Genomic DNA, 20,853 nt, shown 5'->3' on the forward strand with positions numbered 1-20,853 from the left:
TAAAATAAAGGCCTGGGACGAAGACAATTTTCAAATGCCTAATTCCGACATAGAAGTAAGGTTTATAAAATTTATAGAGGAGATACATAGCTCAATTTTAGGGAAAAGCATATGCTTCAAATAGATATTATTGAAGATATAAAAGATGAGATATTTATAATAGAAACTGGATGGAGTAACCCACTGTTTGTGAAGATGTAACTTAAAAATAAAACTGGAAATTCATTATTAAAATTCATGGGGTAATGGGAAGGTGTAACTATTTTGGGCATCCAAGGAATTTGTTATTACCATATATTCAACTGGATGTAAAATATAAAAATTCTTGTAAAAACAAATTTTTTACTGGAATTTTGATGTGAAATCTCTTTTTTATAAGATTATTATTATTTTTCCGTTGATAAAATGTGTTAAAATAAAAAGGACGTTGCAGATTATATCATTGATTAGGAGATGATTTTATGATTATAGATTCACATGCACACCTGGAAGATGAAAAGTATGATGAAGATAGGGAAAATGTTATAAAAAGATGTAAAGATGAGCTTACATTATTGATAAATGTAGGTTCCAGCATTGAGACATCAAAAAAATCGATTGAGCTTGCTAAAAGCAACGATTTTATATATGCTGCTATTGGCATTCACCCTGAGCATTCACAAAATGAAATAAATGACATTGCTGTAATTGAGGAATTGTTATCTCAAGAAAAAGTTGTTGCTATAGGAGAGATAGGACTTGACTATTATTACGGCGATCCGCCAGTTGAATACCAGAAGCAATGCTTCATAGAACAGATAAGGCTTGCCAAAAAGTATGATTTGCCAATAGTAATTCACGACAGGGATGCACATGGCGATGTGTTTGACATCGTGAAAAGTGAATGGACAAGCAGTTTAAGAGGCGTTTTTCACAGCTATTCAGGCAGCAGCGAGATGGCATTTCAGTTGATTGAGATGAACTTCTACATTTCATTGGGTGGACCAGTGACATTTAAAAATGCAAAAAAAGCCGTCGATGTAGCCATGAAAGTGCCGATAGAAAAGTTATTAATTGAAACGGATAGCCCTTACTTGACGCCTGTGCCGTATAGAGGCAAGAGAAATGAACCTGTTAATGTGAAATACGTGGCACAAAAGATTGCAGAGATAAAAAATATGACATTTGATGAAGTTTGCGATATAACAGCATCTAATGCCTTAGAGCTATTTAAAATAAGTAAAAGCAATTTATAGCAATTTAAAAGGTGGAACATATACTGTATTGAAATGGATATTTCAAAAAAAGGAGGAAAAGTGAAAGATGGATAGAGAAAATGTAAATGAAAATCCTATGAATGTTCCACCTGTAAATCCAGAACCGTATTTAGGCCCAATGCAGCCGCCTATGGGAGGTATGCCTACGATGCCGTGCCCTTCCGAGCCGCCGATGGGACCTATGCCTTATCCTATGCCAGGAATGCCGGGTATGATGCCACCAATGCAGTGCCCTCCTGAGCATATGAGAATGTTTATGGATGCTTACAATCATGTTTCAATGGCATACATGATGATGACGCAAATGATGCAGATGATGCGCTCGTAAGGGCGTATTTCTTTTAAAAGAAACATAATATTTTCATGTATATAATATAATAATGTAGTAGATAATATAAGTGATAACTTATTATGGAAGTGGAGATAAATATTATGAAATGAATTTGACAAAAATAATATGTTATATTAAAATTATAAAAAGTCTTCCCAATAAAAATGAGGAGGTTATGTAATGGATGCAAGCAACCGAAGAATTTGGCCGGGTGCATTTACTGAGCTTATCAAAAAACCGGTTGGAATTCTGATATTGGCTGCATTGGTCATTTTGTTAGTAGGTACAACTGTATACGTTAACTTGAAAAAACAGGTGACAATCACAGATAACGGAAAAACAGTTGCTGTGACCACTTTTAAAAGCAGTGTAAAAGACTTATTGGCGGAGAAAAATATAAAGCTTAGAAAAGAAGACGAAGTTATACCATCGATAGATTCGAAGCTGAAAAATGGAATGAAAGTTAGCATTAAAAGAGCCTACCCCGTGGTAATTCACGTTGATGGAAAAGATATTACAATATACACAGTAAAACCAACATTAAAAGATGTATTAGCTCAAGGAAAAATCATACTAAGTCCCATCGATAAAATTAGCACTCCTTTAGATAGCAAAACATATAGTGGAATGAATGTCACAATTACCAGAGTAAATGAAAAAGTAATAACTCAAGATGAAGATATAGCTTTTAACGTTCAAACAATCCAAAATGATAATATGATAAGAGGCCAAACTTTAGTTGTACAAGAAGGCCAAAACGGAAAGCGAGAAAAGACGATAAAAATTACATATGAAGATGGGAAAGAAGTATCAAGGCAAGTTATAAAAGACGTCGTAGTGCAAAATCCCATAACAAAGATAGTGCAGGTAGGCACATTGGGGCTTTTGACTACGTCAAGGGGAGAAACCTACAGATATAGAGAGATGAAGATAATGGATGCAACAGGGTATGATGCACCGCCTGGATCCCTAACGTATTCTGGTGCTACAGTCGGGCGTGGTATCATTGCGGTTGACCCGAGAGTAATACCTTTAGGTACAAGACTTTATGTTGAGGGGTATGGTCCTGGGGTTGCAGCAGATATTGGGGAAGCGATAAAAGGCAATATCATCGATTTGTTCTTTACATCGTATAGAGAAGCGTGTAATTGGGGAAGACGAACTGTTAGAGTTTATATACTTAAGTAGACAGGTTTAACCTGTCTTGTTTTTTGAAAAAAAGCGAGGTTGGATGATGATGAAAGTAAAAGGATTCAATACAAAGAAAAGACTTGGACAAAACTTTATTTTTGATGAAGGCATACTATCAAAAATAGTTGATTTATCAGGCATAACAAAGGATGATAATGTGATAGAGATAGGCGCAGGTTTAGGCACCCTTACAAGAAAAATATTGGAGAAGGCTAATATGGTAGTGTCTTATGAGATAGACCAAGAAGCTTATGACATACTTAAAGCAGATTTTAAAGGATATGATAATCTAATTGTATTAAATGACGATATAATGAAAGTTGATTTAAGAGAAACCGTAGATGCGTATTTTGGAGGAGAAAAGTGCAAAGTCGTTGCAAACCTACCTTACTACATAACATCGCCTATAATAATGAAACTTTTAGAGTCCCGCTTGATGAAAGACATAACTATAATGGTGCAGAAAGAGGTGGCGGAGAGGATATGTGCAAAGCCAGGCGGCAAAGATTATGGCGTATTGACAGTAGCAGTAAACTATTACTCAAAGCCGGAGATACTGTTAAATCTTCCTCCGGAAGTATTTTCACCTAAGCCAAAAGTAAGCTCATCGCTTATAAAGTTACATGTCCTTGATAAGCCATCTGTATTTGTGAAAGACGAAAAACTTTTTTTTAGAATAGTAAAATCATCATTTGGACAGAGAAGAAAAGTAATAACAAATTCTTTAAAATCCCTTAACATTGATCAATCAATAATTGCAGATGCCTTGACAAAATGTGGCATAGACTTAAGACAAAGAGGAGAGACTCTCTCAATAGAAAAGTTTGCTGAACTTGCAAACACCATTTATGATATGAAGATGTAATATTAAATCTCCCTGTTTCATAATATATATTGCTAAAATATATTTGAAATAAGGGGGATATAAAATGCCTTTAAGGAAGGATATTTATAAGCGCATGTATATAATGCTGGAACCTGACGAGAGGGGAGTGTCGCTTTTAAAGGACAAGGAAATATCAGGGTACCTTAAAATAGAAACTATGAACGGAAGAGGTCGAATTACAGCATCACTTCAAAATCTCGATCCTAATTATTCGTATACGATAAAATTTTTAAAAATCGGAGAGAGCCCTAAATTAGTTGAGTTTGGGGCAATAAGGGTAGACGACAAAGGCAGAGGCGGTGCAGAATGGTCTTTTAATACAGACGATGTGCTTGATAAAGGTGTGAAGTTTGATGAGCTTGCTGTAGCATTAGTAGAAGCAGACAATGGACAACAGAGGTTGATTCCATTGTCTGGCGTCATAGACAAGTCGAGATTTAACTGGAAAGCCACTTATAAAAAGCTTATGAAAAACATAGAGAATATTGAAAAAGATAAAAGCGAGATTCATTTTATTGAGGATTTAGTTGAAAGTCAAAAAGAAAGTGTGGATAGCTATACAACATTGCCACAGTACAATGACGAGGAATACCACGAAGAAGAAGTGGAAATTCAAGTTGAGCCTGAAAAAGATGTGGAAAATGGACAAATTGACAATATAGAGGAGACGGGAGATGTTAATTCAGATGATGAAGGGAATACAAGCGTTCAACCGGAGCATCAAAGCGATGATACAATAACTAAAAGCGATGTTTATGAACAGGAAAACAGCGGTTATGTAAAATATTTAAAAGAGTATGTAAATAATATTGTGAATTACCTTGATGAAGTTCATCCATTTGAAAATAATCTGGAAGGTTACAGATGGTGGAGGATAAATACGGGATATAGGAATGGCTTCTACGATCATTATTTAGTAGGATTTGTAAATGACGAAAATGGAAAGCTTAAATACATCGTCTACGGTATGCCAGGGTTATTTACACTTTCTGATCAACCTTTTGGAGGGATGACAGGATTTGTGTATTGGTGTCCGTTAAAGGAAAATATGAGAAGTGCTGGTGATATGGGGTACTGGTTGATGCACATTGATGCAATGACGGGACAAATAGCGATACCAAAAGGCTCTACACCGCCGCCAATAATATAAAAGTGAAAGCGTAGATAGTCTACGCTTTTAAATTTATTTTTACTTCATGTATTCTTTTATGTCATCGGAAAACTTAGATAGTGCTTCTTCATCGTCTGTGTGTGGTATAACCGTAAGCAAGTTTTCGAGGTTTAGACTGAAAATCCCCATTATGGACTTTGCATCGATGACATAGCGACCTGATACAATGTCAATATCAAAAGGGTATTTTGACATCTTCTCTACAAAATTTTTGACCTTATCAATTGAATTTAAAGAAATTTGAAACTCCTTCATACACTTATCCCCCTTACTTGTATTTATTTTAATAATATATTAAGAGCTAATTTTATTCAATCAACCGATTTAACAAAAATTTCATTGTTAATTTGGTAATTGTTTTCACCACATTAAGATGAATTTTAAATATGACATATGATAAAAATTTTGTTTCATAGGTATTCTATTTATTGGGATTGTATATTATAATATAAGTGTTAAAAAATAAAATACCATTAGGGGGTATACAGTTGGTTACAAAAGAACAAATTTTAAATGCACTAAAAGATGTTTTTGATCCTGAAATAGGAAGAAGCATCGTCGACCTTAATATGGTTGATAATATCAATATAGATGGCAGTACAGTCATGGTTGACATAAAATTGACAATCAAAGGCTGTCCACTTCAAAACACCATAAAGGAAGATGTCATAAATAAACTTAAAAGCTTGGATGGCGTTGATGATGTGGTTGTCAACATGGGAGCCATGACAGAAGAAGAAAGGCAAAAGCTCGCAAACAGCATGAATCAAGGGAAAGTGCCTTTGTTTGAAAAGACTCGTGTTATTGCAATTGGAAGCGGCAAAGGCGGTGTTGGCAAGTCAACGGTTTCTGCAAATCTTGCAGTTGCTTTAGGAAAGTTAGGCTACAAAGTTGGCTTAATTGATGCTGATGTTTTAGGCTTCAGCATACCTCGTTTATTAGGCATAGTAGGCGAAAGGCCTTATGCATTAGATGAAAACACGATACTGCCAATAGAGAAGTACGGCATCAAGGTTATCTCCATGGGCAATTTTGCAGATGAAGATACACCGCTTATTTGGAGGGGACCGCTTTTAGGAGGTGTCCTAGAGCAGTTTATGAATGATGTTTACTGGGGAGAACTTGACTACATGATAATTGACTTGCCACCAGGCACTGGGGATGTACCTCTTACAATAATGCAGAAAGTACCTGAGCAGAAATTTTTGCTTGTCACGACTCCACAAGCATCTGCTTCACATGTGGCAGGAAGGATTGCATACATGGCTCAGAAGGTAAATATAGAGCTTATAGGAATAGCTGAAAATATGTCGTACTTTGAGTGCCCTGATTGCCATAAAAAGTACAATATATTTGGAGAAGGCGAAACAGACAGACTTGCAAAAGAACTTAATACAGAAGTTCTTGTGAAGATTCCTATTGACATAAAGATACGCGAAAAAAGCGATATTGGCTTGCCAGTAGCGTTTATAAATGAACCTGAATCAGAATACTATTTAGAACTGGCGAAAAAAGTGTCAGAAAAAGTAAAGCCTATTGGCTGATAATTTATTTAAAAAAGGAGGCATCGAAATTATCAATGCCTCCTATAAATTTTTTATTTTTTCTTAAATAATTCTTGTTCTGGTATATCATACGCTGCGCTATTTAAGTAAGTTTCAAGATTTTCTATGACTTTTTCAAATGGCAGACTTTCATCAAGTCTTATGAATTTGATGCCGCTATTTTTAGCTTTGCCATACGATATGTCGCAGAATGATTCGGGTATTGTGATGACATGATCGACTTTCTTTTCTATGAGAAAATTAACTGTAGCGATTCGCCTCCCATCTTTTAGAGGAAAACCTGGATTTTCGTATTTTTCTGCGTCTTTTTTTTCTACATCATAGATAACTATATAAGGACCATCTGGCAATTTAGAAATTAACCCTTCTTTTGTCACTGTAGCTGCTATCCTCATGATTTTTCACTCCTATATCTGTAAATTTTAAACATTAAGTTTTGAATAGAAGTTGTAATATAATTATATATTATTAAGTTAATTATAGTTTTATGAGTTGCAGAAATCAAATGAGATACTATAGTGTTGTCTGAGTATATATTTTATGATATAATATGATATATCATGTCGCCGGAGAGGGGGTATATTATGTTTTCAAAATTAAAATGGCAGGTAGTCATAGTAACGGTGACGTTGGCGTTGGGTGTACTTTTAGGAGGATTTAATTTATATCAGAACCGCATATTGCCGGAGAAGATAGCCAATGACATAAAGTCTTCCGATAATGTTCAATCTGCAGATGTAAGCATTGGAAACAGTGGCTATACGGCAAGTATCAAGCTTAAAAAGGTAGACAACCTTATGACAGCGTATAAGGATATTGAAAAAATAATTGAGAAATATCCAATTAAAATTGATATAAAGATAGTTGACAATCCTAACGACAAATTAGACAGTCTATTTTACGAAGATCAGTTTGCCATATATCAGGCCATTCAAAATGGCGATTATATAGATATGAGCAAAATTGTTTACAAAAATGGCATTGAAAAAGGTGCGAAGACGAATGTCTATATTGATGGTAGCAATATATATTTAAGTATATATGATGGTCAAAATTACTTGTACAAGATTATACCGCGCAATACAAAGGGGGATGTAACAGATGGTTAAAGAAATACTCATCGGTATTTCAATTGCATTAGTGATTTTTGCTGCCATATTAGGCATAGATATAACTCCTATCGTGATAGTAGGAATGATGATTTTTGCTTTAAGTTTTTTGCTGGAAAGCAGGGGGTTTATAAGTTCGTCAGGAAAAGTAGTAAATCCCGATACAAGCGTGTCTTTTGATGACATAGGCGGTCAAAACACAGCCATATCAGAGTTGAAGGAAGCATTGGATTTTGTGATAAACAGGGATAAAATCAGGAAGATGGGCATAAGGCCGCTTAAAGGAATACTTTTAAGTGGACCTCCAGGTACAGGCAAAACACTCCTCGCTAAGGCTGCTGCAAAGTACACTGACTCTAGCTATGTAGCTACATCTGGCAGTGAATTTATAGAGATGTACGCAGGTGTCGGTGCACAGAGAGTCAGGAAACTTTTTGAATCGGCAAAGGCATTGGCTAAAAAGGAGCAAAAAAACAGCGCGATAATCTTCATAGATGAAATAGACATACTTGGTGCAAAAAGAGGTACAAACGAAAGTCACCATGAGTACGATCAGACACTAAACCAGCTTCTTGTTGAGATGGATGGAATAAAAAGCGATAATGATATAAATATTCTTGTGGTGGCAGCTACAAACAGACCTGATATGTTAGACCCAGCCTTATTAAGGCCGGGGCGGTTTGATAGGCAGGTGACGGTAGACCTTCCCGATAAAAGCGGTAGACTACAAATACTGAAGATTCATACGAGAAACAAGCCTTTAGATGAAAATGTGAATTTAGAGGCAATTGCAGAAGATACCTTTGGTTTCTCGGGAGCTCATTTGGAAAGCTTGTGCAACGAAGCGGCTATATTGGCCATGAGGGATGGTTCATCTAATATAATGCAAAAGCATTTGCAGGAAGCGGTTGACAAAGTCATACTTGGCGAAAAGACAGACAAAAAGCCTACAGAAGATGAGATACTAAGAGTATCGATACATGAGGCAGGACATGCAATAATCGGAGAACTGGTCAATCCTAATTCTGTGGCTACTGTAACGATAGTGCCAAGAGGTAAGGCTTTAGGCTTTGTAAGGCAGACTGAGAAAGACGATACGTTTATATACACGAAAGAACAGTTGGAGCACGAAATAATGGTGGCACTTGGTGGAACGGCTGCGGAGCTTCTCGTTCTAAACAGCAGAAGTACAGGTTCTGCCAACGATTTTGAGCAGGCAGTGGACATCGCAAAGAAAATAGTTTATACAGGGCTTTCAAGCTTGGGCATCATCAGTAAAGACGACATATCAGGAGATAAGGTAAATGAGGAAGTAAATAAAATAATAAAGGAGCAGGAAGAAAAGGTGAAAGAGCTTTTGAAGGACAAAATAGATGTGTTAAACGAAATATCAAGTATATTAGTTAAAGAAGAAACGATATCTGGTGAGTATTTAAGAAGGATATTGAATGGAGAAACTGCACAAAAAGCATGCTGATATAGCAGAGGAGATTATTCCTCTGCTATTTTTGTGGGATAAATTGCAAAAAACCATTGAAATATTGTTAAATAATAAACAAAATTAATTAATATTAAATACAATTGACTTATTATCCAATTAGATTTATAATCAAAATGGGTATTTAAAAATGTATACAATATATAATATTCATTAAATTGAATAGATAAGGAGTGAAAAAATGACAAGTGATCTGGTTTTAATAAGCATCGTAGTACCAATTGTAATGAGTTTGATAACAATTACAATTGGTAAAGCAGCAGCGAGGAAGGCATTTGTTTCGGCTACATTGCTTATAGTATTTTTAAGTTCATTGGCAATTTTTAAAACTGCCAATTTGCCAACGATTGTTGGGACATCGTTTTATGGAATCATCGATAAATTGATAAAAGTTGGCGATTATGTGCTTTTGATTTATACCCTTTATGTATCATTTAAGGTGAAAGAACCTAAGATAGCGATTTTTTCAATATTGCAGATATTGCCTCTTGCGTATTTTGAACTGTTTGTACTAAAAGAGCAAGAAGTAAGCGCATTTTACATCGACAATCTTTCAATCATAATGAATTTGGTTGTTTCGATAGTTGGACCTATAATAGCTTTGTACGCTTTTGGCTACATGGATCATCATGAAAAAGAAGAGAAATTAGTTAAATCAAGGCAATCAAGATTTTTTGCAGTCATACTTTTGTTCTTTGGAGCAATGAATGGCATAATATTCTCCAATAATCTGATGTGGTTGTATTTCTTCTGGGAGATAACTTCTCTGTCGTCTTTCCTGCTTATTTCCCACGATAAGACAGAAGTGGCAATCAAAAATGCATCAAGAGCCTTGTGGATTAACATGTTTGGTGGATTTTCACTATTGGTTGGAATCATAATTCTATACAAATATACTGGCATGATAACATTAGATGCTGTTTTGAAATCTGATACATCGTATATTTTATTGATACCTGTGGCTTTTATGGTATTGGGTGCATTTACAAAGTCTGCTCAGATGCCGTTCCAAAGTTGGCTTTTAGGTGCTATGGTGGCACCGACACCGGTATCGGCACTTTTGCACTCAAGCACGATGGTGAAAGCTGCTATATACCTTATCTTGAGATTAGCTCCTACATTTAGGGGGACGACGTTAAGTGGATTTATAGCACTGTATGGTGCTTTCACATTTATCGCTACGTCTATATTAGCTTTAAGTCAAAGCAATGGAAAGAAGATACTTGCGTATTCCACAATTGCCAATTTAGGATTGATGATATCCAGCATAGGTATCAATACTTCCAGCGCTATAACAGCGGCAATTTTGCTTTTAATATTCCATGCAGTGTCAAAGGCTCTTTTGTTCCTGTGCGTTGGCACAATTGAACAAAATATCGGCAGCCGCGACATCGAGGACATGAAAGGGCTTATCACAAAAATGCCTGTTACAACAATCATAACTTTTATAGGCATTTTGTCGTTGATGATTGCACCGTTTGGCATGCTTTTAAGCAAATGGATGGCAATAGAAGCGGCATCGAGAAATCTACTTGTGGCACTGCTTTTGATATTAGGTAGCGCTATAACAGTCATGTACTACACCAGGTGGATAGGCAATATCTTGTCAGAAGGGCATAACAGTAAATTTTTCGTAGAAAAGCAGCCGTCAACAATAAAGTTTGCTTTATACAGTTTAGTTACGATAGCGATTGTATTGAGCTTGGCTGTGACGCAGCTTTTTAATGCAATTGTAAAGCCTGAAATAAACATGCTTAAGATGTCTATTTCCGTAAAAGCTGCATCAGGATACCTTGAAAGCAATCTTGGCGGTTTTTCCATATATCCAGTGTTTTTCGCTATAGGCTTAGCTGTCATCTTGGCATTCTTGACAATAAGGAATTCACGTGACATAGTAGAGACAAAGCCGTACGAAGCTGGACTTAATTATGATGATTCAAACAACGGCTATGATGTAAAAAATTATTATCTTCCAAGCATAATAAATGAAGAGAAGATGACGAAGTACATGAACTACATCTCATTTATTTTGATACTGGCGGTTTTCGGAGGGATATTGCTATGACGTGGACAGATTATTTGGTTTTTGCGGCGGCGGTCATTTTGACTCCGCTTATAGGCGGATTTATAACCGGATTAGACAGAAAAGTCACAGCCCTTATTCAAGGTAGATATGGTCCGCCTGTGTTGCAACCTTTTTACGATGTCGTAAAATTGCTTTCTAAAGAGAAGATGATAGTAAATGACTTTCAGATATTCGCAGCGTATATATACTTGCTATCAGCTATACTAAGTGTCGGCTTCTTTGCAATAAAAGCTGACCTTCTTATGATAATTTTTATAATGTCTATAGGGCTTGTCTTCTATGTAATAGGGGCATTGGCTACAAGGTCTCCGTACAGCCAAGTAGGAGCTCAGAGAGAACTTATGCAGATGTTGGCATATGAACCTCTACTTATATTTGTGCTTATTGGTATGTACTATGTAGCTGGAAGCTTTAATTTACACGATATAATGTCACATGGAAGGCTTCTTCTTGATTTGCCGCTTATTTTTGTGGTTTTAAGCCTTGTACTGGACATAAAAATAAAGAAATCTCCATTTGATTTTTCTACATCTGAACATGCTCATCAGGAGCTTGTAAGAGGGATTCTCACGGATTACGCAGGGCCGTATCTGGCTTTAATAGAAATAGCTGATTGGTATGAGTTAGTGCTGCTTTTAGCAATGTTGGCAATTTTCTGGTCACAAAATCTTGTAATAGGTACTTTGATATCGCTTTTTGTATTCTTTTTAGATATAATTATAGATAATATATCTGCAAGGATGACGCTTAAGTGGATGCTTAGCTTTAGCTGGATTGTGGGTATAAGTTTTACAGTTTTAAATATTGCTTACCTGTACTTTAGCAATGTATCGAGGTGATAAATTTATGGGTTTAAAAGAATTTGTAAAAAAGTCCTTCTCAAAATCACCATGGGTAGTCCATTACGATTGTGGAAGTTGCAATGGATGTGATATAGAGGTTTTGGCATGTATGACCCCTATATATGACATGGAAAGATTTGGAATGGTAAATGTGGGAAACCCAAAACATGCTGACATTTTAATAGTAACGGGCACTGTAAATGAAAAAAATAAAGATGTACTGAAAAATGTCTATGATATGATGCCTGATCCAAAAGTAGTTGTGGCAGCCGGAATTTGTGCATGTAGCGGAGGCATATTTAGAGACTGCTACAATGTGTTAGGCGGTATAGACAAGGTGATTCCTGTTGATGTGTACGTTCCTGGATGTCCGGCTAAGCCTGAGGCCATGATAGATGGCCTTTACAAGGCGGCGCAAATATTAAAGGAGAAGTATTCCCGCAAGGAAGTAATAGTTTCGGCTAAAAGCTTAGGTTAGGAGTGATTTTATGATCGTAAATAGCAGAGAAGTAGAGATTGGCAATCTAAAAAGTGAAGTGAAGAAATATCACGATGGTGGATATAGATTTGTCACAGAAACGTGCCTTAATTTAGAAGACAAGTTTAAAATCATATACACATTTGCCATAGGTTATGATTTAGAAAACATCCACATCATAACTGATGGGAAAAATGTGCCCAGCGTTTCAGATATTTATTCATGTGCGTTGGCAGTAGAGAATGAGATAAAAGAGCTTTTTGGAGTTGAGTTTGACGGTCTTGCGGTTGACTTTGGAGGAAACTTTATGTTGGGCGAAAGCTCACCTATAAGTCCACAAGCAGACATAGAGATTATAAGAAGAGAAAAGGGTGGTAAGAATGAGTGATAAAAGTACGATTCCGTTTGGACCACAGCACCCTGTTTTACCTGAGCCGATTCACTTAAAACTTGTTGTAGAGGATGAAAAGGTAGTAGAAGCATATCCTGCTTTTGGCTTTGTACACAGGGGATTAGAGACTTTAGCGCAGAAGAAAGACTTTAATCAGATGGTTTACGTCGTAGAGAGGGTATGTGGTATATGCAGTTGTATGCATGGGGAGGATTATTGTGAAGCGATAGAGGAACTGATGGGTGTTCAGGTTCCTGTAAGAGCTGAATATTTAAGGACTATTTGGGCAGAACTTCACAGGATACACAGCCATCTTTTATGGCTTGGACTTTTTGCTGATGCATTTGGCTTTGAAAATCTCTTTATGCAGACGTGGAAGATTCGCGAGAAGATAATGGACATACTGGAAGCTACATCAGGCAACAGAGTTATAATTTCAGTCAATATCGTAGGCGGAGTTAGAAAAGACATAAATAGCGAACAAGCTAAGTGGATTTTAAAGGAATTAGATGAAGTTGAGAGGCAGCTTAAGGACATTAACGATGTTGTCATGAATAACTATACTGTAAAGCAAAGGACTGTTGGCATAGGAGTCTTGACGAAAGAAGAAGCGTACGAGCTTGGTGCAACTGGACCTATGGCTAAGGGAAGCGGTGTAGATTTGGATCTTAGGACTACTGGCTATGCTGCTTATAAATACCTTGACTTTGAGCCGATCGTGGAAAAAGACGGTGACAGCTATGCCAGAAATTTGGTAAGGATGAGGGAGATATTCCAGTCAATTGACCTTGTAAGACAGGCGTTAGGAAAGATGCCTGAAGGGGAAATAAGTGTTCCTGTAAAAGGCAATCCACCTGCTGGTGAAGTCATATCAAGGCTTGAGCAGTCAAGAGGAGAAGTAGTGTACTACATTAAGTCAAATGGCACGAAATTTTTGGATAGGCTTCGCATAAGAACACCTACCTTTGCCAATATACCGGCTCTTTTGAAAATACTGCCTGGATCTCATCTGCAAGATGTCCCTGTACTCATACTGACGATCGATCCTTGCATTAGTTGTACGGAAAGATAATCTGTCAGGGAAGAGGTGTTATTGAGATGTTAGATATGCTTAAAAACGTTTTTTCTAATCTGTCAAAGAAGCCAGTGACTCGAATGTATCCCTTTGAAGAGAGAAAACCCTTTGATATAAATAGAGGCCATTTGGAAAACAACATTGATGAATGCATTTTTTGCGGCATGTGCCAGAGAGTGTGCCCATCAAACTGCATAAGTGTTGATAGAAAAACAAGTGTTTGGGAGTACAATCCGTTTGAATGTGTCTTGTGTGGCGTATGCGTAGAAAAGTGTCCTAAAAAATGTTTAAAGCTTGATGTGCATTACAGAAGCTGCACAGACAAAAAGTACAACATTCACTTGGAAAAACACGATGATTCTGAGAAAGCCGGTGCTTAAATGCATGAATTGTCAATAACTGAAAGCATTGTAAACATGGTTTCTGATGAAGTTAAAAAAAGAAATGTCAATAAGGTCACCAAAATAAACATTGTGCTTGGCGAATTAACCGGGTTTGAAGAAGAAAGCATAAAGTTTTATTTTGATGTTTTAAGCGAAGGAACGCCATTATACGGTGCTAAACTTGATTTTAAAAAAGTAAAAGCAGAGTTTAAATGCCGCAGTTGCGGCATGATTTATAATAGAGGCAATTTCACTTTTAAGTGCCCATATTGCGGTAGCAGCGGTGTTTTGATTGAGAAAGGCAAAGAACTTTATATAGATAGCATAGATGTTGAATAAGGAGTGTTATTATAAATGGAAATTAAGATTATTAAAGATGTGCTTGAAGCCAACAACAACATTGCAGAAGAAAACAAAAGCATAAAAGATGGAAGAAAAATCATGATGGTAAACATAATCGGTTCACCTGGTACAGGCAAAACAAGTTTCATATTGAAGCTTATAGAAAACATGGATATTCCTTGTGGTGTCATAGAAGGCGATGTGGCATCAGATATAGATGCTCGCAAGATGGCCGAAAGGAATATACCGGTGGTGCAGATAAATACAGGAGGTGCTTGCCATCTAAATGCAAATTCAGTAAACAAAGCATTGTCTACGCTTGATTTTGAAGGCGGCATATTGTTCATAGAGAATATAGGAAATCTAATATGCCCTTCAGATTTTGAACTTGGTGAAGACTTCAAATTGGCTATGGCAAATGTTGCAGAAGGCGATGATAAGCCATACAAATATCCTCTTTTGTTCTCAAAGGCGAAAGCGGTCGTCATAAATAAGATAGATTTACTGCCGTATTTTGACTTCAATAAGCAGTATTTTTACGATGGTGTAAAGACGCTTAATGATGAAGCTGAGATTTTTGAAGTATCAGCAAGGACAGGAGAAGGCTTTGAGGTGCTGGCAAAATGGCTGAAAGAGAAATACGACGAATACGTGCAAGGCAAATAAATATTAAAGGGATTGTCCAAGGTGTAGGATTTAGACCGTTTGTGTACAATTTGGCGTTGAGATACAGTTTGTCAGGCATTGTTTACAACACATCGTCTGGTGTTTCTATTAATGTGGAGGGCTATGAGGATGACATAGATGCGTTTTTATCAGAATTAAAAGAAAATCCTCCAAAGCTTTCGAAGATAGACGAGATATCCATAGAAGATTGTGATGTCGTAGGATATAAAGGTTTTAGCATAAAATCAAGCAAAGCGGATGAGGGATTTGTGCCGATTTCTCCTGATATGGGTGTATGCGACGAATGCGTAAGTGAGATGATGGACGAAAAAAACAGGAGATATAACTACCCGTTCATAAATTGCACAAACTGTGGTCCAAGATTTTCCATCATTGAGGATATACCATACGATAGGCCAAAGACGTCCATGAAAAAATTCCCCATGTGCAAATTATGTAAGGATGAGTATGAAAATCCGCTGGATAGAAGGTTTCATGCACAGCCTGTGGCATGTTATGATTGCGGACCGTCCCTTAAATATGTTGGCGAGAGCACGAATATTGATCCCATTATGGCGGTTGCTGAAGATTTAAGAAAAGGGAAAATCGTTGCTATAAAGGGGATAGGCGGCTTTCATCTGGCTGTAAATGCATTATCCCATGAGGCTGTATTAAGGCTTAGAGATAGGAAAAACAGGTATGGGAAGCCACTGGCGCTTATGATGAAAGATGTAGAAGCTGTAAAAATGTATTGTCATGTCAGCTATGATGAAATGGAGCTATTAAATAGCCAAAGAAGGCCTATCGTCCTTTTAAAAAAGAAATACGAGTTTGAAGGTGTAAGCGATGGCCTTGACAGCGTAGGTGTGATGCTTCCTTACGCGCCTATACATTATCTTTTGTTTAAATATATAGATTTTCCAGTTGTCATGACCAGTGGCAATATCAGTGAAGAGCCTCTGTGCAAAGACAACGATGAAGCAATAAAGAGGCTTAAAGATATAGCAGACAGTTTCCTTTTAAATGATAGAGACATTGTAAATAGGATTGACGATACGGTTACATCTTGGAAAGCTAAAAGTGAAAGAGTCGTAAGGCGATCGAGAGGATATGCTCCAGAGCCTATGGTGTTTAAAATGGACTTTAAACCGATACTTGCCGTTGGAGGGTATTACAAAAACACGTTTTGCTTGACTAAAGGTAATTACGCATTTCTAAGCCATCACATAGGAGATCTCGATAACAGCAAGACGTACATGTATTATGTAGAGGAAATAAAGAAGTACATGAGACTTTTTAAAGTTGAGCCGCAATTTGTAGCGTGTGACATGCATCAAGGCTATTTGTCGACGCAGTTTGCAAAAACACTGGGCTTACCTGTAATATACACGCAGCACCATCATGCACACATAGCAAGTTGTATGGCGGAGTACGGCATAGATGACAAAGTAATAGGCTTTTCATACGACGGTACTGGTTACGGATTGGATGGAAATATTTGGGGTGCTGAATTTTTGATAGCTAATTTGAAAGACTTCGTAAGGGCTGGCCATATAAAGTACAATCCGCTTCCAGGTGGTGAGCTTGCTATAAAAAGGATATATAGAACTGCAATAGGTTTTATAAGTGAAGATATGGATTATTACCATGAATATCTTAAAAGGTTTGATGCAAAGGAATTGGAGATCATAAGAGCGCAGATAGACAAAAAAATAAACGCACCATTGGTGTCCAGCATGGGCAGATTGTTTGATGCAGTTGCATCACTGATTGGTGTTAAAGACACTGTCCTATATGAAGGACAAGCAGCTATGGAGCTTGAAAGCATCATGGAAAGTGATGAATCGTATTATGACTTCATGGTATCAAGTGATGACCAGTATGTGGTGGATACGTCAGATATTTTAAAGCAAGTTTATTCTGACTATAAAAAAGGAGTAAGCAAGGGAATAATATCCGCCAGATTTCACAATACAATTGTAGAGTTTACTGCTTATGTGGCATTGAGACTTGGCGAAAAGTACAATATAGATAAAGTGGTTTTAAGCGGTGGAAGCTTTCAGAACAAATATTTATTGGAAAATATCATTGATAGATTATCAAAAGAAGGATTTCTTGTTTATTCCAATAGCAAGATACCTTGCAATGACGGTGGTATTTCCTTAGGTCAAGCAGTCATAGCAAACTATAGGATGGAGGTGTGATTATGTGTATTGCTGTCGCACAAAAGGTGGTAAAAATCGAGGGAGATGTGGCAGAGACTGAATTAAACGGACTAAAAAGAAGGGTATCTATATCCATGGTACCTGATGTGAAGATTGGAGATTACGTGATGGTTCATGCAGGTGTAGCAATAAGCATTGTAGATAAAGAAACGGCTGAAGAAGATCTAAGGCTTTGGGAAGAAATGGAGGAAGCTTTGAGAGAAAGCTTCAAACAAAATTAAGAAAGGAAAGGTATTTCTATGCAAGGCATCATAAATACAGCCAAAGAGCTTATAGATAGGTATAATATTGGAGAATCTATTAAAATAATGGAAGTCTGCGGTTCTCACACTATGGCTATATCGAAATACGGCTTAAGGCAGATATTGCCGCCAAATATAAAGCTAATATCGGGGCCAGGATGTCCTGTCTGTGTGACGGCACAAAATGAGATTGATGCTTCAATATCTTTGGCAAGTCAAGGAGTGACTATTGCCACATTTGGAGATTTGGTAAGAGTGCCTGGTAACAATTCTTCGCTGCAAGAGGAAAGGGCAAAAGGCAGAAATGTCAGGGTGTTTTACTCACCACTTGATGCGCTGGATTATGCCATAGCAAATCCAAGTAAAGAGGTAGTTTTTATTGGGATAGGATTCGAGACGACAATCCCGTCTGTCGCACTTACCATAAAAGAAGCATACACAAAAAAAATCAAGAATTACAGTGTGTATTGTCTTCATAAGACAATGCCAAAGGCATTGGAGGCACTTGTTGTAAATGGATCAGATATTCAGGGATTTCTACTTCCGGGTCATGTAGCTGCTATAACAGGAAGTACTATATATAATTTTTTAGTTGACAAATACAAGATTGGCGGTGTCGTGTCTGGATTTGAAGCATCAGACATATTGATGAGCGTCGTAATGATTTTAAAAAACCTAAGAGATCCTAAGATAGAAATTCAGTATAAAAGGGTTGTAAAAGAGGAAGGTAATACTGATGCACAAAGTTTAATCGAAGAAGTCTTTGAAGAAAGCGATGCTGAGTGGAGAGGTCTTGGCATGATAGAAGGTTCGGGGCTTAAGATACGTGAGAAGTACAGCGAATACGATGCGGAAAAGAAATTTAACATTAAAAAGCCTAATAGCGGGACAGAGATAAAAGGCTGTCGGTGCGGTGATGTGCTGAAAGGGATTATAACGCCAAAACAATGCCCCTTGTTTGGCAAAGCTTGTACACCTTTGAATCCTGTTGGACCGTGCATGGTTTCATCAGAAGGATCGTGTGCGGCGTACTACAAGTATGGTGAGTAAAATTGAGGAGGAACGGTATATGGACAAGGTACTTATGTCACACGGTGGCGGCGGTTCGATGATGCAAAGCTTCATAAGCGAAATATTCATAGAAAAGTTCAATAACGAATATCTAAATCAGATGGAAGATGCAGCATTGCTGCCGGGTAAGACTGTTTTTACAACAGACAGCTTTGTAGTAAAGCCTGTTTTCTTTCCAGGTGGTGACATTGGAAGGTTGGCAATATGCGGTACTGTAAATGACATCTCCATGCGTGGTGCAAAGCCGCTTTTTTTGAGTGCATCATTTATAATTGAAGAGGGATTTTCGGTTGATGAAATTAAAAAGATAGTCGACTCTATGGTAGATGCCGCTAATGAAGCTGGTGTACAAATTGTGACAGGTGATACAAAGGTTGTGGAGAAAAACAGTGCAGATGGAATTTTCATAAACACTGCAGGAATAGGCATTTTGCCTGATGGAGCTTATGTGTCTATTAAAAACGGGAAACCTGGAGATGTGGTGATAGTCTCTGGGACAATTGGAGATCATGGAATGGCGGTAATGGGTGCCAGAGAAGGGCTTGACTTTGATCCTCCTCTTTTTTCTGATGTGTCGCCTTTAAATAAGATGGTGGAGAAGCTTATGACTCTTAAAGATGCTGTGAAAATCTTAAGAGATCCTACAAGGGGTGGTGTCGCAGAAGTTCTGTACGAGATTGCCAGCATGAGTAATGTGGGAATTAAAATACATGAAGATAAGCTGCCTGTGAAAGAAAGTGTGAAATCGGCTTGCAGTATGTTAGGTATTGACTTTTTACATCTTGCAAATGAAGGAAAGCTTATATGTGTAGTTGATAAAGATTTTGCTTATAAGGCATTGGAAATAATGAAAGGTGATAAATACGGCAAAGATGCGGTTATTATAGGTGAAATCGATGATTCTGGTCTTGTAACGATAGAAACAGTCTATGGCACAAATAGAATCATTGATAGACCAATTGGCGAGCTTCTCCCGAGAATATGCTGAAAATAAAAGCAGGGCATTGCCCTGCTTTCTTATGCTATAAAATTATGTTTTCCTATAGCGATACTTACTTTTTTTGATTTAATCCAACCGTTTGTCGATGTATACATATTGTAAAAGTACAGAGAACCGTCTGTCGGATCTTCTCCTTCTAATGCTTTTAAAGCTGAGATAATACATTCCTCATCTATATTTTCTATATTGAATATTCGGTTATTTGTTACACTTTCAAATTGCCCAGGCTCAAATATGACTGCGGATATGGTATTGGGAAAATTTGGATTTTGCACTCTGTTTACGATGACGGCTCCTATAGCGACTTTTCCAATCATTGGTTCGCCTTCACCTTCTGCTTGAATTAATTTTGCTAAAAGTAAAACATCATTGTAATCAGCATTTACTATAAATGAGTGTTTCTTTATATCAATCAATTTTTTATTCATATAATACATCTCCATAAGAATTTTTAAAAATTATTTTGATTATATATATGCAATTTCAATATTATGTGATAAAGTATTTATATCGAATTCTTTTAAAGCCAATTTGATTGAAAGGAACGGTCTTTATGATCATTCGAAAAGCTAATATAGATGATATTAAAAGAATAAATGATATATACAATCAAGCTGTATTAAACACGACGGCAACAATTGATACTGAACCAAGGCCATTAGAGTATCATAAAAAGTGGTTTGAGGCACACAATGACAGATATGCTGTTTTTGTGGCAATAGAAGACGACATTGTTGTAGGTTGGGCATCTTTATCCATTTGGTCTGAAAAATGCGGCTATAGGGCTGTAGCGGAAGACTCGATTTATGTTGATGAGTCGTACAAGGGACGTGGCATTGGGGATAAATTAATCAAGAAGATTATAGAGCACGCAAAGGAAAATGAATTTCACACTATAGTAGCCAGAATATCTGAAGGCAACGATGTAAGCATTCATTTACACGAAAAGTACGGCTTTAAAATTGTTGGCACATTAAAGGAATTAGGTTACAAGTTTAATAGATACCTGGATATTCACATATTGCAGTTGATTTTGTAAAAAATA

At 37.0% G+C, this 20,853-nt stretch carries 24 protein-coding genes; 21 read left to right on the plus strand and 3 right to left on the minus strand.

Going from position 1 to position 20,853, the window contains the following annotated elements; genetic code table 11:
• Positions 1-461: 461 nt before the first annotated feature.
• The 5 genes from HNR52_RS09920 (at position 462) to HNR52_RS09940 (ending at position 4,814) form a co-directional block, all read left to right on the plus strand.
• Positions 462-1,235, plus strand: coding sequence for a TatD family hydrolase (locus tag HNR52_RS09920; RefSeq protein WP_435620500.1), 774 nt, complete (start codon positions 462-464; stop codon positions 1,233-1,235).
• Positions 1,236-1,302: 67 nt separating this feature from the next.
• Complete coding sequence (locus tag HNR52_RS09925) at positions 1,303-1,584, plus strand: hypothetical protein (protein WP_435620501.1); 282 nt, start codon at positions 1,303-1,305, stop codon at positions 1,582-1,584.
• Positions 1,585-1,767: 183 nt separating this feature from the next.
• The gene (locus HNR52_RS09930) at positions 1,768-2,775 is read left to right on the plus strand and encodes a resuscitation-promoting factor (protein ID WP_435620502.1); all 1,008 of its coding nucleotides are present in this window, start codon (positions 1,768-1,770) and stop codon (positions 2,773-2,775) included.
• A gap of 49 nt (positions 2,776-2,824) precedes the next feature.
• Positions 2,825-3,643, plus strand: coding sequence for a 16S rRNA (adenine(1518)-N(6)/adenine(1519)-N(6))-dimethyltransferase RsmA (gene rsmA, locus HNR52_RS09935; protein ID WP_435620523.1), 819 nt, complete (start codon positions 2,825-2,827; stop codon positions 3,641-3,643).
• A gap of 64 nt (positions 3,644-3,707) precedes the next feature.
• On the plus strand, positions 3,708-4,814 hold the full coding sequence (locus tag HNR52_RS09940; RefSeq protein WP_435620503.1) for a hypothetical protein: 1,107 nt from the start codon (positions 3,708-3,710) through the stop codon (positions 4,812-4,814).
• Between the two features lie 39 nt (positions 4,815-4,853).
• On the opposite strand, the gene HNR52_RS09945 is transcribed toward HNR52_RS09940, so the two are convergent.
• Positions 4,854-5,090, minus strand: coding sequence for an HPr family phosphocarrier protein (locus tag HNR52_RS09945; protein WP_013786925.1), 237 nt, complete (start codon positions 5,088-5,090; stop codon positions 4,854-4,856).
• A 233-nt stretch (positions 5,091-5,323) separates the two neighbouring features.
• Between HNR52_RS09945 and HNR52_RS09950 the strand changes: the two genes are divergently transcribed.
• Positions 5,324-6,379, plus strand: coding sequence for an Mrp/NBP35 family ATP-binding protein (locus HNR52_RS09950; RefSeq protein WP_435620504.1), 1,056 nt, complete (start codon positions 5,324-5,326; stop codon positions 6,377-6,379).
• Between the two features lie 53 nt (positions 6,380-6,432).
• Here the strand turns inward: HNR52_RS09950 and HNR52_RS09955 are convergent, their stop codons facing one another.
• A complete protein-coding gene (locus HNR52_RS09955; RefSeq protein WP_435620505.1) occupies positions 6,433-6,795 on the minus strand; it encodes a NifB/NifX family molybdenum-iron cluster-binding protein in 363 nt (120 codons plus the stop codon).
• Between the two features lie 189 nt (positions 6,796-6,984).
• Here HNR52_RS09955 and HNR52_RS09960 point away from each other — a divergent pair, with 189 nt between their 5' ends.
• The 14 genes from HNR52_RS09960 to hypE all read left to right on the plus strand — a co-directional run bounded on the left by HNR52_RS09960 (position 6,985) and on the right by hypE (position 19,796).
• Positions 6,985-7,509: a hypothetical protein gene (locus HNR52_RS09960; protein WP_435620506.1), complete on the plus strand. Its 525-nt coding sequence runs from the start codon at positions 6,985-6,987 to the stop codon at positions 7,507-7,509.
• Positions 7,502-8,986 carry an AAA family ATPase gene (locus HNR52_RS09965; RefSeq protein WP_435620507.1) on the plus strand — a complete coding sequence of 495 codons (1,485 nt, stop codon included), beginning with the start codon at positions 7,502-7,504 and terminating at the stop codon, positions 8,984-8,986. The genes HNR52_RS09960 and HNR52_RS09965 overlap by 8 nt, the downstream gene beginning before the upstream one ends.
• A 202-nt stretch (positions 8,987-9,188) precedes the next feature.
• A complete protein-coding gene (locus HNR52_RS09970) occupies positions 9,189-11,072 on the plus strand; it encodes an NADH-quinone oxidoreductase subunit 5 family protein (protein ID WP_435620508.1) in 1,884 nt (627 codons plus the stop codon).
• Positions 11,069-11,932 (plus strand): respiratory chain complex I subunit 1 family protein, encoded by an 864-nt coding sequence (locus HNR52_RS09975; RefSeq protein ID WP_435620509.1) that lies wholly within the window; start codon positions 11,069-11,071, stop codon positions 11,930-11,932. The genes HNR52_RS09970 and HNR52_RS09975 overlap by 4 nt, the downstream gene beginning before the upstream one ends.
• 7 nt (positions 11,933-11,939) lie before the next feature.
• Positions 11,940-12,413 carry an NADH-quinone oxidoreductase subunit B family protein gene (locus HNR52_RS09980; protein ID WP_013786933.1) on the plus strand — a complete coding sequence of 158 codons (474 nt, stop codon included), beginning with the start codon at positions 11,940-11,942 and terminating at the stop codon, positions 12,411-12,413.
• 10 nt (positions 12,414-12,423) lie between these two features.
• Positions 12,424-12,801 carry an NADH-quinone oxidoreductase subunit C gene (locus HNR52_RS09985; RefSeq protein WP_013786934.1) on the plus strand — a complete coding sequence of 126 codons (378 nt, stop codon included), beginning with the start codon at positions 12,424-12,426 and terminating at the stop codon, positions 12,799-12,801.
• Positions 12,794-13,876 carry a hydrogenase large subunit gene (locus HNR52_RS09990; RefSeq protein ID WP_013786935.1) on the plus strand — a complete coding sequence of 361 codons (1,083 nt, stop codon included), beginning with the start codon at positions 12,794-12,796 and terminating at the stop codon, positions 13,874-13,876. The genes HNR52_RS09985 and HNR52_RS09990 overlap by 8 nt, the downstream gene beginning before the upstream one ends.
• A gap of 26 nt (positions 13,877-13,902) precedes the next feature.
• A complete protein-coding gene (locus tag HNR52_RS09995; protein ID WP_013786936.1) occupies positions 13,903-14,259 on the plus strand; it encodes a 4Fe-4S binding protein in 357 nt (118 codons plus the stop codon).
• Complete coding sequence (hypA, locus tag HNR52_RS10000) at positions 14,260-14,601, plus strand: hydrogenase maturation nickel metallochaperone HypA (protein ID WP_013786937.1); 342 nt, start codon at positions 14,260-14,262, stop codon at positions 14,599-14,601.
• A 15-nt stretch (positions 14,602-14,616) separates the two neighbouring features.
• Positions 14,617-15,270: a hydrogenase nickel incorporation protein HypB gene (gene hypB / locus HNR52_RS10005; RefSeq protein WP_435620510.1), complete on the plus strand. Its 654-nt coding sequence runs from the start codon at positions 14,617-14,619 to the stop codon at positions 15,268-15,270.
• Entirely contained in the window at positions 15,228-17,474 is a 2,247-nt protein-coding gene (gene hypF / locus HNR52_RS10010; protein WP_435620511.1) for a carbamoyltransferase HypF, read from the plus strand. The genes hypB and hypF overlap by 43 nt, the downstream gene beginning before the upstream one ends.
• Positions 17,475-17,476: 2 nt before the next feature.
• On the plus strand, positions 17,477-17,716 hold the full coding sequence (locus HNR52_RS10015) for a HypC/HybG/HupF family hydrogenase formation chaperone (RefSeq protein ID WP_013786940.1): 240 nt from the start codon (positions 17,477-17,479) through the stop codon (positions 17,714-17,716).
• Between the two features lie 18 nt (positions 17,717-17,734).
• Entirely contained in the window at positions 17,735-18,787 is a 1,053-nt protein-coding gene (hypD, locus tag HNR52_RS10020) for a hydrogenase formation protein HypD (protein WP_435620512.1), read from the plus strand.
• Positions 18,788-18,806: 19 nt separating this feature from the next.
• Positions 18,807-19,796, plus strand: coding sequence for a hydrogenase expression/formation protein HypE (gene hypE / locus HNR52_RS10025; RefSeq protein WP_435620513.1), 990 nt, complete (start codon positions 18,807-18,809; stop codon positions 19,794-19,796).
• 29 nt (positions 19,797-19,825) lie between these two features.
• Here the strand turns inward: hypE and HNR52_RS10030 are convergent, their stop codons facing one another.
• Entirely contained in the window at positions 19,826-20,236 is a 411-nt protein-coding gene (locus tag HNR52_RS10030; protein WP_435620514.1) for a cell wall hydrolase, read from the minus strand.
• 125 nt (positions 20,237-20,361) lie between these two features.
• Here HNR52_RS10030 and HNR52_RS10035 point away from each other — a divergent pair, with 125 nt between their 5' ends.
• Positions 20,362-20,847 (plus strand): GNAT family N-acetyltransferase, encoded by a 486-nt coding sequence (locus HNR52_RS10035; protein ID WP_435620515.1) that lies wholly within the window; start codon positions 20,362-20,364, stop codon positions 20,845-20,847.
• Positions 20,848-20,853 lie beyond the last annotated feature (6 nt).

Source organism: Thermoanaerobacterium thermosulfurigenes (assembly GCF_051201035.1).
GTDB lineage: Bacteria > Bacillota > Thermoanaerobacteria > Thermoanaerobacterales > Thermoanaerobacteraceae > Thermoanaerobacterium > Thermoanaerobacterium thermosulfurigenes.

Bases quoted from the DNA above. Each gene is read 5' to 3' on its own strand.
- HNR52_RS09920 (WP_435620500.1), top strand. From the start codon at position 462: ATGATTATAGATTCACATGCACACCTGGAAGATGAAAAGTATGATGAA.
- HNR52_RS09925 (WP_435620501.1), top strand. From the start codon at position 1,303: ATGGATAGAGAAAATGTAAATGAAAATCCTATGAATGTTCCACCTGTA.
- HNR52_RS09930 (WP_435620502.1), top strand. From the start codon at position 1,768: ATGGATGCAAGCAACCGAAGAATTTGGCCGGGTGCATTTACTGAGCTT.
- rsmA (WP_435620523.1), top strand. From the start codon at position 2,825: ATGAAAGTAAAAGGATTCAATACAAAGAAAAGACTTGGACAAAACTTT.
- HNR52_RS09940 (WP_435620503.1), top strand. From the start codon at position 3,708: ATGCCTTTAAGGAAGGATATTTATAAGCGCATGTATATAATGCTGGAA.
- HNR52_RS09945 (WP_013786925.1), bottom strand. From the start codon at position 5,090: ATGAAGGAGTTTCAAATTTCTTTAAATTCAATTGATAAGGTCAAAAAT.
- HNR52_RS09955 (WP_435620505.1), bottom strand. From the start codon at position 6,795: ATGAGGATAGCAGCTACAGTGACAAAAGAAGGGTTAATTTCTAAATTG.
- HNR52_RS09960 (WP_435620506.1), top strand. From the start codon at position 6,985: ATGTTTTCAAAATTAAAATGGCAGGTAGTCATAGTAACGGTGACGTTG.
- HNR52_RS09965 (WP_435620507.1), top strand. From the start codon at position 7,502: ATGGTTAAAGAAATACTCATCGGTATTTCAATTGCATTAGTGATTTTT.
- HNR52_RS09970 (WP_435620508.1), top strand. From the start codon at position 9,189: ATGACAAGTGATCTGGTTTTAATAAGCATCGTAGTACCAATTGTAATG.
- HNR52_RS09975 (WP_435620509.1), top strand. From the start codon at position 11,069: ATGACGTGGACAGATTATTTGGTTTTTGCGGCGGCGGTCATTTTGACT.
- HNR52_RS09980 (WP_013786933.1), top strand. From the start codon at position 11,940: ATGGGTTTAAAAGAATTTGTAAAAAAGTCCTTCTCAAAATCACCATGG.
- HNR52_RS09985 (WP_013786934.1), top strand. From the start codon at position 12,424: ATGATCGTAAATAGCAGAGAAGTAGAGATTGGCAATCTAAAAAGTGAA.
- HNR52_RS09990 (WP_013786935.1), top strand. From the start codon at position 12,794: ATGAGTGATAAAAGTACGATTCCGTTTGGACCACAGCACCCTGTTTTA.
- HNR52_RS09995 (WP_013786936.1), top strand. From the start codon at position 13,903: ATGTTAGATATGCTTAAAAACGTTTTTTCTAATCTGTCAAAGAAGCCA.
- hypA (WP_013786937.1), top strand. From the start codon at position 14,260: ATGCATGAATTGTCAATAACTGAAAGCATTGTAAACATGGTTTCTGAT.
- hypB (WP_435620510.1), top strand. From the start codon at position 14,617: ATGGAAATTAAGATTATTAAAGATGTGCTTGAAGCCAACAACAACATT.
- hypF (WP_435620511.1), top strand. From the start codon at position 15,228: ATGGCTGAAAGAGAAATACGACGAATACGTGCAAGGCAAATAAATATT.
- HNR52_RS10015 (WP_013786940.1), top strand. From the start codon at position 17,477: ATGTGTATTGCTGTCGCACAAAAGGTGGTAAAAATCGAGGGAGATGTG.
- hypD (WP_435620512.1), top strand. From the start codon at position 17,735: ATGCAAGGCATCATAAATACAGCCAAAGAGCTTATAGATAGGTATAAT.
- hypE (WP_435620513.1), top strand. From the start codon at position 18,807: ATGGACAAGGTACTTATGTCACACGGTGGCGGCGGTTCGATGATGCAA.
- HNR52_RS10030 (WP_435620514.1), bottom strand. From the start codon at position 20,236: ATGAATAAAAAATTGATTGATATAAAGAAACACTCATTTATAGTAAAT.
- HNR52_RS10035 (WP_435620515.1), top strand. From the start codon at position 20,362: ATGATCATTCGAAAAGCTAATATAGATGATATTAAAAGAATAAATGAT.